General features: G+C 58.6%; 4 protein-coding genes. 2 read left to right on the plus strand and 2 right to left on the minus strand.

Translation table 11 applies throughout. The features are described from left to right. The first annotated feature begins 882 nt into the window (after window positions 1-882). Complete coding sequence (locus tag G8767_RS34660) at window positions 883-3,447, plus strand: AAA family ATPase (protein ID WP_157838983.1); 2,565 nt, start codon at window positions 883-885, stop codon at window positions 3,445-3,447. Window positions 3,448-3,502: 55 nt separating this feature from the next. After that, window positions 3,503-3,706 (plus strand): hypothetical protein, encoded by a 204-nt coding sequence (locus G8767_RS34665; protein ID WP_047269521.1) that lies wholly within the window; start codon window positions 3,503-3,505, stop codon window positions 3,704-3,706. Between the two features lie 57 nt (window positions 3,707-3,763). Here the strand turns inward: G8767_RS34665 and G8767_RS34670 are convergent, their stop codons facing one another. Beyond that, window positions 3,764-6,637, minus strand: coding sequence for a hypothetical protein (locus G8767_RS34670; RefSeq protein WP_047269522.1), 2,874 nt, complete (start codon window positions 6,635-6,637; stop codon window positions 3,764-3,766). Between the two features lie 864 nt (window positions 6,638-7,501). Continuing rightward, window positions 7,502-8,278, minus strand: a complete 777-nt coding sequence (locus G8767_RS36665) for a Swt1 family HEPN domain-containing protein (protein WP_051649808.1) — start codon at window positions 8,276-8,278, stop codon at window positions 7,502-7,504. Window positions 8,279-8,703: the final 425 nt, after the last annotated feature.

An 8,703-nucleotide genomic window follows, 5' to 3' on the forward strand; every position in this document is an offset into this window, starting at 1 on the left:
CTCCCGATGCTCCGCATCGGGAACGGAAGCGGCTCGCTTCGCTCCCCGCCAGGGAGCCGCTGCGCGGCTCGCAGTGGGTCCAGCCAGGCTGCCGTCGATCGACTCGCTTCGCTCCTCTAAATTCCTGAATTGTCTTTGTCACCAAAGGATTTGATCGTAACTGAAAAGTCGGTACCCAAGTACCAAACGGGGCCGGGGAGGAATGGGGGTCGCTCGACGCTACCCCGTCTCGCGTCTGCCAGCTCATCGTCATCATGCTTCCCATCCTACAGGACCCCACCCCAAATCGCAAGACAATACAGAACCACAAAACCTCGAAATTGTAACTACAACAACACAATTCGAACTTCTCAAAAATAACTCCATGCGTAACTACCGAAACTGATTATGCACCAACCGATCACCCAAAGTTACTGAAACACAACAACATTCAAAAACACCCGAAAATCGACCTTCCCGAGCCCGTCGCACGCCCGAATCGACGAGCAACAGCAGCTCCCCACCCACCGCCGCCGGCACCGCCGAGCGATCGGCCCGAGCCCAGCCGACACCCCACCGCCGGCAGCTAGCCGACTCGACGATCACCCACCACCGGGACATGTCGTCACCGCAAGTCAGACCCTAAAACACCTCCCCCACAACCCAGCCCGGCAGGCGCCGGCACCCATCCACCACAGAAAAGGGGGACGTGTCATCTATGCAGGTCGCAGGACCACGAATCGACGCCTATAGACGCTCGTCAGTCCGCATGGGCGACACACCCCTTCCCGTCGAGCTGCCAGCCAGCGAGTGCGGTTACCATGCTGCGCGAGCGAAGCGCACAACCCTGTCGCTTTCGTACAGCGACTGAAGGGGTTCAACTCGATGGTCAAAATCGTGAGCGTGGACGAGATCAAAGACTTCCGAATCTTCCACAAATGGAAACCAGGCCCCACCGCACCCACACTCGACCACGTCACCCTGATTCATGCCAACAACGGCAGTGGGAAGTCCACACTCGCAAGTTTGCTCAACCCCACCACCAGCGCAACCGGATGGAACGCAGGGGTCACCGTCACCATCGAGGAAGCCGGCAACACCCGCCAAGTCACATCCCCGGACGATTCCTGCTGGCAGAACGTCGTCGTCTTCAACCACGACTACGTAGAGAACGCAGTCCGCATCAAGGACGGGACCACCAACGCCCTTCTCTCGCTGGGACCAGACGCTGTCCAGCGTCAACGCGATCTGGAAAAGGCTCAGGCAGAACTGGAAACAGTCGCCGCAGCTCTGACCAAGAGCAAGGAAGATGTCGACCGGGCAGAACGTGCTCTGAACGCTCACGCCAAAGCCGCCTCGGACGAGATCAACACATCACTCAGCTACCCCTACGGGCGTGGATACAATGCCACCAACGTCAAACGAGAAATCGAAACAGGACTCGATGACGCTGCACGCAAGAACATCGACGAACAAGCCCTTCTCAGTCGCGCCTGCGCGACGCAGTTGAAGTCACTGCCGCCTCTGCCGACCACACCCCTGGCGCCACCTGTATCCGTACACGCGATCCGCGCCGTGCTCACCGAAGTCCCCGTGGCATCGCACTCCGAACACACCGACCTCGCCCCTCGCGTACGCGACTGGCTCGACACCGGCGCCGCCTTGCACGACGCCAACGACCCGTGCATGTTCTGCACAGGAATCGTCACCCAAGAACGACTCACCGAGCTGCAAAGACTGCTCACACACGCCGAAAGCAGCCTCTCTGAACGTGCCCGCCGGATGGCGCAACAACTGGAAACCTATGACGACACCGTGCAGCAGTGGATGTCGTCTCTCCCTCGCTCCAACGCAGGCGTGTACGACGACCTCGGCAAGAAGTGCACGGAGGCACTCGATACCGCACGGATCTCCGGCGAACAACTCCACCTCGCCATAACCAACGCCCGCGCAGCGCTGACCACCAAAGCCGAAAATATCTACGCCACACAGACTTTCGAGATACCGACCGCCGACACCAAAGCTGACACCGACGCCGACACCGACGCCGATCAGGACGGCACCGACAGCGAGTGGCCAACACTCGTCATCGAACCGCTCCAGGCCATCATCACCGAACACAATGCTCGGACAGCAGCATTCGCGAGCGAAAAATCCGCAGCCGCAGACCGCTACAAACTCTTCGTTCTCGGATCACACCGCGAGCAATACCGAACCGCCGCTACCGACCTCGCTGCCGCGCAAGAACAACAGCAGACACTCACCGAAGAATCCACACGACTCAAGGGCCTCATCGGAGACCTCAGCGGCGGAGAATTCGACCCCGGCCCCGGTGTGACATGGCTCAACGACGAACTACGCCGCCTTCTCGGACGCGACGAACTCCAACTCCAAGTGCTCGACGACCGGAATTACTCCATCACCCGCTACGGAGCGAAAGTCGACCACCTCAGCGAAGGAGAGAAGACTGCACTCGCTCTCCTGCACTTCCTCGGCTCCCTCGACGATAAAGGCCGAGACAACCAGAACCTGTGTGTAGTCATCGACGACCCGATCTCGAGCCTCGACAGCGACATATCCTTCGGCGTCTCCGCTGTGCTCTGGGGATACCTTCTCGGCATCCTCAATTGCCGATGCGGAGGCACCGAATCCTGCACATGCAAGGCGGGCAAACGCATGCGCGTCGATCAACTCATCCTCTTCACGCACAACTTCGACTTCTTCCGGCACTGGTCCAACCAACTCGACCGTCTACCTCCAAATCTCTTCAACAACGACAGCGGACTCCGCTATGTGCAGCTCGAACTGCGGCCACGCTGGCGTACCACCGGTACCGATCACCGCCGCGTCCCCGAATGGTCAACCTTCGGTGCCACCGGACGGCCCTATAAGCGTCCCGGTGATGACGGCTACAAAGAACGGACGCGTTTGCGGTCCGAATACCACTTCCTCTTCCACCGCTGCGCTACCGCACTGAAAACCCTTCACGCCGGATCAGCAACCGCCAACGAGCAGATGGACGCCGAATCCCTCCTCCCCAACGCCAGCCGACGTCTCCTCGAAGGCTTCCTCGCACACCGGCACCCCGAAAAGATGGGCGGCAAGTTTCGCGACAGCCTCAAAGCCGGGCTACCCCACAACGCGGACAACCCCACCCGCGTCATCCTCGACACCTACCTCAACAGGTACTCCCACAACGAAGAAACCACCATGGGGACAACCCTGCACCGCCCCGAAACGCCGAAGATGCTCGCCTTCGTCTTCGACTACCTGCACCGCCTCGACCCCCACCACTTCCACGGCATGTGCGCAGCCCTGGACCTCGACCCACACAAGCTCCTTCCCACACGAACCACCCCGTACTCGCAGGAAGAACTCGCCGGCAGAACATTGTGCCTCGACAATGAATGCCCACTCACACCCTGGCAAGATACTAACACCGAACGGGCCGAGGCCATTTCGGCGTAGACCGACAGACCTGTTGCAGTGAGCCCCGAAAAGTCGGGCTCCCCGAACTGGGGTGATGGATTCGAGCTCGCTGCACGCAACAGCATCGCGCTGCTCCGCGGTCCCGATGACTCAGGCCATCGGGACCGTGGCCGACATCGGGTTGCGGTTGGCGACACCGGCGCTGCTGGGCGCGACAACCCTCGCAGTGGCCGCGGATCTTCCACTGAGCAGGGCGTACCCGATCAGCCCCGATTCTGGCGTTGACCTGCGCAGATGACACGGCATACGTGCGCTAACACACTCGCGTCACCCTTCGGGTACTGGACGCGGAACCTCATTCCTGGAGTGCCTCCGGTTTTACGAAAGTCTGCTCGATTAGCCGCCATACGGGACGGCTTCCGAGCGCTCGTTGTATTTGATCTGCAATGAGCACGCGGACACACCAATCAGCTTCATCGAGTTCCAGAGCGACATGCGCCAGCGGCACAATCGTTGCATCGGACAGGTCCGTCATCAACAAGGAATGTTGCGCCGTGCCCACGTCGCTTATGAGCACAATCGACTCACTTTCGTCCGTCATCGTCGCCAGTTCCACTGCGCCCAAAAAGCTTTGAGCGTTATCATTTGCTTTCTCAGTAAGAGTCGACGACAGGTGCGCCGCCAGTGTCCCTAGCGACTTGACCGTGAATACAGCAGACCTCAGCGCTACAGGTAGACCACCTTCGATCCAGCTATTGAGCACCGCTGTTTCGAGTTCAGTTCGCTGTTCTCTAGCGCGGGAAACCAGCTGGTTCAGTGACGATCGCAGTGGGTTTTTCGGATCTTCTTGGACATGTTCGAGGATCGACCATGCTACGACGGATCCTTCGATGTCTTGCTTCAGAAATTTCTGCAACTGGTAGACGATCTGTCGGCGACGCTCAGTATCGTCCTTTGCGAACTGTCCGAGAATAATCGCAAGCTTCTCTGAGTACTCGTGGAAACCAGTCGAGTAATCCATCATTTTCACTGCTTGGTCGAACAGTGCCAGTCGATATTTCGGCGTGGTTGATCCCAGCCCATCGGCCAGAAGGTCAATGGCAACCTGAGCACCGAATGGCACTATCTGATCAATTGCGGGATTGGGGTGATGCTCACTGAGAACGTCGACAAGCGATTGCCTCAGCTCGGGCCGCTCTGCGAAGATCCGCCCGGCGGCGAGAAGCCAGATGTTTCGCCAATGGTAGGAATCTCGGGTTGCACGCAGTCGTTCGAGAATGTCTTCCTTCTCGCCTGAGGCCATGGATCGTGCAACCAGGTACTCCCGCAGACTCCGGATTTCGAATCCAACGTCTCCATGGTTCTGCGGGACGAGTAGGACGAGGCGTTCAGTTGCAGCTTTCATGATGCGTTCGGCGAGGGAAGCAGCTTCGAACGCGGATTGCCCTTCACTAACTAATCTCTCAATTATGATCTCGCGCAAGGAATTGCGGCTCACCACAGCGTCTTGCAGGTTCGACTTCTCCGTCGCGTACTGGATCTGGCGAGCGGTCTGTTCATGGATATCGTTGACATCGTCGCGATGTCGACTGAGCAGAAGGCCCATTCCGCCACTCTTGTTGCTCTCGCGACGGTAGATGGTTTCGTAGTAGGTGTTGAAAAGTTCCCATCGAGTTTGGGGCGCACGTGCGGAGGTCTCGTTGATCATCGTCATGATCGTGGTCTGCAGCGGAGTCGTCATCAGTCGTGCGGTGAGAGGCGCGTCGACTGCCTGCTCGATTCTATCGATGACTTCTTCGGCGAAAGCGGGATCGTCACGGTGTCGTAGATGGATGAGTCGGCGCGCATAGTCCAAACTTTGGTCGGTAGTCAACTCCCGCAGTTCGGCGGTTTCAAAGCTGAGATCTCTGAGTTCGTCGCCGTACCCTTGTGGGCGGCTGGTTACGATTACGAACAGATCTATGTCGTCGTCTCGCGCGTCTTCGATCAAATTATGAACTGCATTGGTGACAGCCTCGCGGGCAGTCGGTGCAACCACTTCGTCGTAGCCGTCGAGGATGAGGGCACACGGCCAATTCCTCAACCACACCGCAAGATCGGCGGCTTTGATGTCGTGTATCGACCGCGCCGACAAATCTTCTGCGACCCATTTGAGTAGGTGGGTTCCTAGCCCGCCGGCTGCATGCTCGGCAAACTTTGCCAAGTCGATCCGTAGCGGCCAACGCCTGTTCTTTGGTAGATCAATTCCCTCGCGAATCATGTGGTCGAGAGTCTGGGGAAGTCCGGGTGAACCGGTGTCGTCTCCGTAGGTCCTCGCAAATTCCACACGGTATGCAGAAACGATGAGTTGGCTGAGTGTGGTCTTCCCCTGTCCGGGTCCCCCCAAGAGAAGGAGGTTTCTAGGCGCGGGGTTGAATCGCGAATCGGTCGTCGCCAAGACGCTGGGTTTGAGACAACGGTCACCCATTGCGATCGCGAGCTGCGTCGCGCCGGTCAATGCTGGTGCGCCCTTGCGCGAAAGGCGCACGGGTAGGTCGATCGCGATTTGATTTACGAGCAGTCGCCCCTGGGTGGGATCACCGGAGTCGCTGAGTCGGATGGATTGATCCTCGATCACGGTCCGTCGAGCATGCTTGATCAACATTTTTCCGACATCGACGGTCTGGCCGGTGAGGATGTCCTGGAGTTTCGCTAGTACATCGCCTGGGGTGATGAGTCCGGCAAATGCTCGACGGATGTCGCTCTGGCCGTCGAGTAGCCGGCCAATGGTGTCATAGTGCCAGGCATTGACGCGGGCCAGACCGATTTCAGCCGCGCGTCCGTTCATCAACGCCACAGTGGTATCCAACCCCCCATTGGGGCCGGGTCCGAGTGTCACGTTGGTGATGAACAGAATGTTGTCAGGAAGCCCAATCTTCTGGCGCCGCGTCGAATGAGGGTCTTTCCAAAGTTCAAGTTCTTTGCGTACCTCATTTTGAAACCAGCGTGTGTCACGACTGGTATCTCTCGGCTCCTGCAAGAATTTTGCTTGAAAGACCGTGTTGCCAGTCCAGGTCAACGAGTGATCATTCTCTGCCCACACCAACGTTCCGCTGTAGACGGCCTCGCGGCCATTATCTGCACCGTCACCAAAAATTTCCACTGCAGCGCCAAAGGTCTTGAGTAACAACGCCTGACTGACGTGTTCAAATTCTCGGCTATTCATACGGTGCAGTGCATAATCGGTCACGCGTTCAATGATGCCCCACACAAACTGCTCGGTGGCGCATCCGGCGATCTCGCGCTGCCGTTGATCAGGAGTACTTGACAGGCCAGACTGGTTTGGCCTCGAACTGGGGGTCCGGAAGTCGGTAGATGTTTCTGTTTCTGCGGAATTTCATGGTCCCGCCTTCGACCCTTCGCGCTACTTCTACAACGCCAATCGACTCGAGTTGCCGTGTGGCTTTCGTCCAAGAATCGGAGGAAAAGCCGTACCTACGCTTCTGTACGCCAGTGAGGAATCTTGGTTCTAAAGTCCCCACCGCATCATCGCCTGGTCCGTCCATAATGGCCAACAGCACAGCAAGTTCCACTCCGGACAGTGCCGAGATCCAGTGATTTGTCCACAGTCCCAGCGGGACAGCAACATACTCCCGGGAAGGCTTCTCATAGTCGCCTCCCTCCAGATCCATACTCAATAGCTTGAATCGTGGCGGTCGGCCACGTTCCCGGTCGACCTCGAGGTACTTGTGATCATGAAGCCACCCGAACGCGTCCGAAACGCGTCTCGCTCCTGCGATCTCCGGGGCTGGAAGATTGAGCAACTCCGCCCATGACCGGGCCGGGGTGTTTCGGTCGTATGTGTGCGGCGCAGCAGCTGCGATCAAACTTACAGTCAGATATAGCTTCAACCTCACTTCACCGCCACGCCCACCCTGCACCAGCCGAGCCAAGGGCGGCGCATCTCCGTCCCGAAGAAATCCGTGCGGAAGCTGAAGGTTCGCAGTCCTTTTCGATGTCGTCACCAGATACGACATCGAATCTCGAGACTGCTGAGTGGGAGTCGGCCATTCCTTGTTTCGCGTCATGTCACTCTCGAGAATCGGGTCGTCGGTTAGCAGGACGGTTTACGGCTGAGAACTTCCGGTATGCGGCTGACACCCCCGTACCACGAGCTGAGGGCTGGATCGATAGCCCTCAGGAGTCGCGCGATCGTGCGGTGATAGCTCATGACGTCGGTGTCGCACAACGGTTCCAGGTGGGCTACCCGGTTGCGTATGGCGTGCAGCCTGTCGACCCAGTACTTGATCACCGTCGGATGAGGATGATTCGGGAACGCCTTGCACAGTGCGGCATTCCACAAGGCGCGCTGAGCCTGCGGCCCGAGCCCCGATGAATGACGCATATCTCGACGGGGAAGTAACTTGTTCCACGTCCCGAAGGTCATATGCGCGACAACGTCGTCGTGATCAACCGGCCGGCCATGCCGACGATGCCCTGGTTCTCGAGCGTTGCGATCGTTCTCAGCGCGAGTCCGGGCGTCGTCATACGTGGAAAAGCGCCGTCCGCCCCTACGCGGCGCGGGATTCAAGATCGCGTAGAGCGACCCAGCCGGGAGCTGTACCCACTCCTCGTTGTACACCAGTGTTCCGGTCGGCATCGGACGCGACGGCTGGGCAGCGTTCCAAATCCTGAGCTCCGCGTCGAGAGCGTTACGCAAGAACACCTCGGCCACTCCGAGGGCTTCCTGAAGGGCCCCACTCATCTCCATGTTCCAGCGATAGAGCGCCAGCGCGTCGTAGGGGTTGTTCCGTGCCAGCGCGAGATACGTCTCGAAGCGGGCGCCAGTGATGTGTTTGGCCAGAGTCACAATCGTCTGAGCTTGAACCACGGTGGTACTCCTTGCTATTCTCTAGTCAGAGGCGAGGGCTTGATACCTTGCGAACACATTGGAGGTAACCCCCGGCGCGCCTAGCGTCGGGGGTCCTTTCTTTTTCCGGGACGCGGCTGGTCCCACCATCTTTTAGCCACCTCTTGCACCTCGGCTCCATCGTCGAGACGCTTTGTACCCCTACCTTGGCTGGTTTCTCAGCCGGAATCAACTCGCGAAATTGACCTTAGTGCAGCTGGCACTAGTCGCTTTTACCGGTGGCAGATCGCGTTTTAAACGGAGATACCTTCCTCTCCTGCTGAGGTTCCCCCCGGATAGTGGAGGGTGGTTACGCGGCCAGAAGCTCCGCGGTCAGTGACATCTCATAGTTCATGGGGCTGAGCATCCCGATCGTCGAGTGCCGCCTCGTAGTGTTGTAGTAACTC

It is taken from the genome of Rhodococcus sp. IC4_135 (assembly GCF_011602025.1).
Classification (GTDB): domain Bacteria; phylum Actinomycetota; class Actinomycetes; order Mycobacteriales; family Mycobacteriaceae; genus Rhodococcus_F; species Rhodococcus_F baikonurensis.

Excerpts from the sequence above, each read along its gene's own strand:
- G8767_RS34665 (WP_047269521.1), top strand. The coding sequence starts at position 3,503 with ATGGATTCGAGCTCGCTGCACGCAACAGCATCGCGCTGCTCCGCGGTC.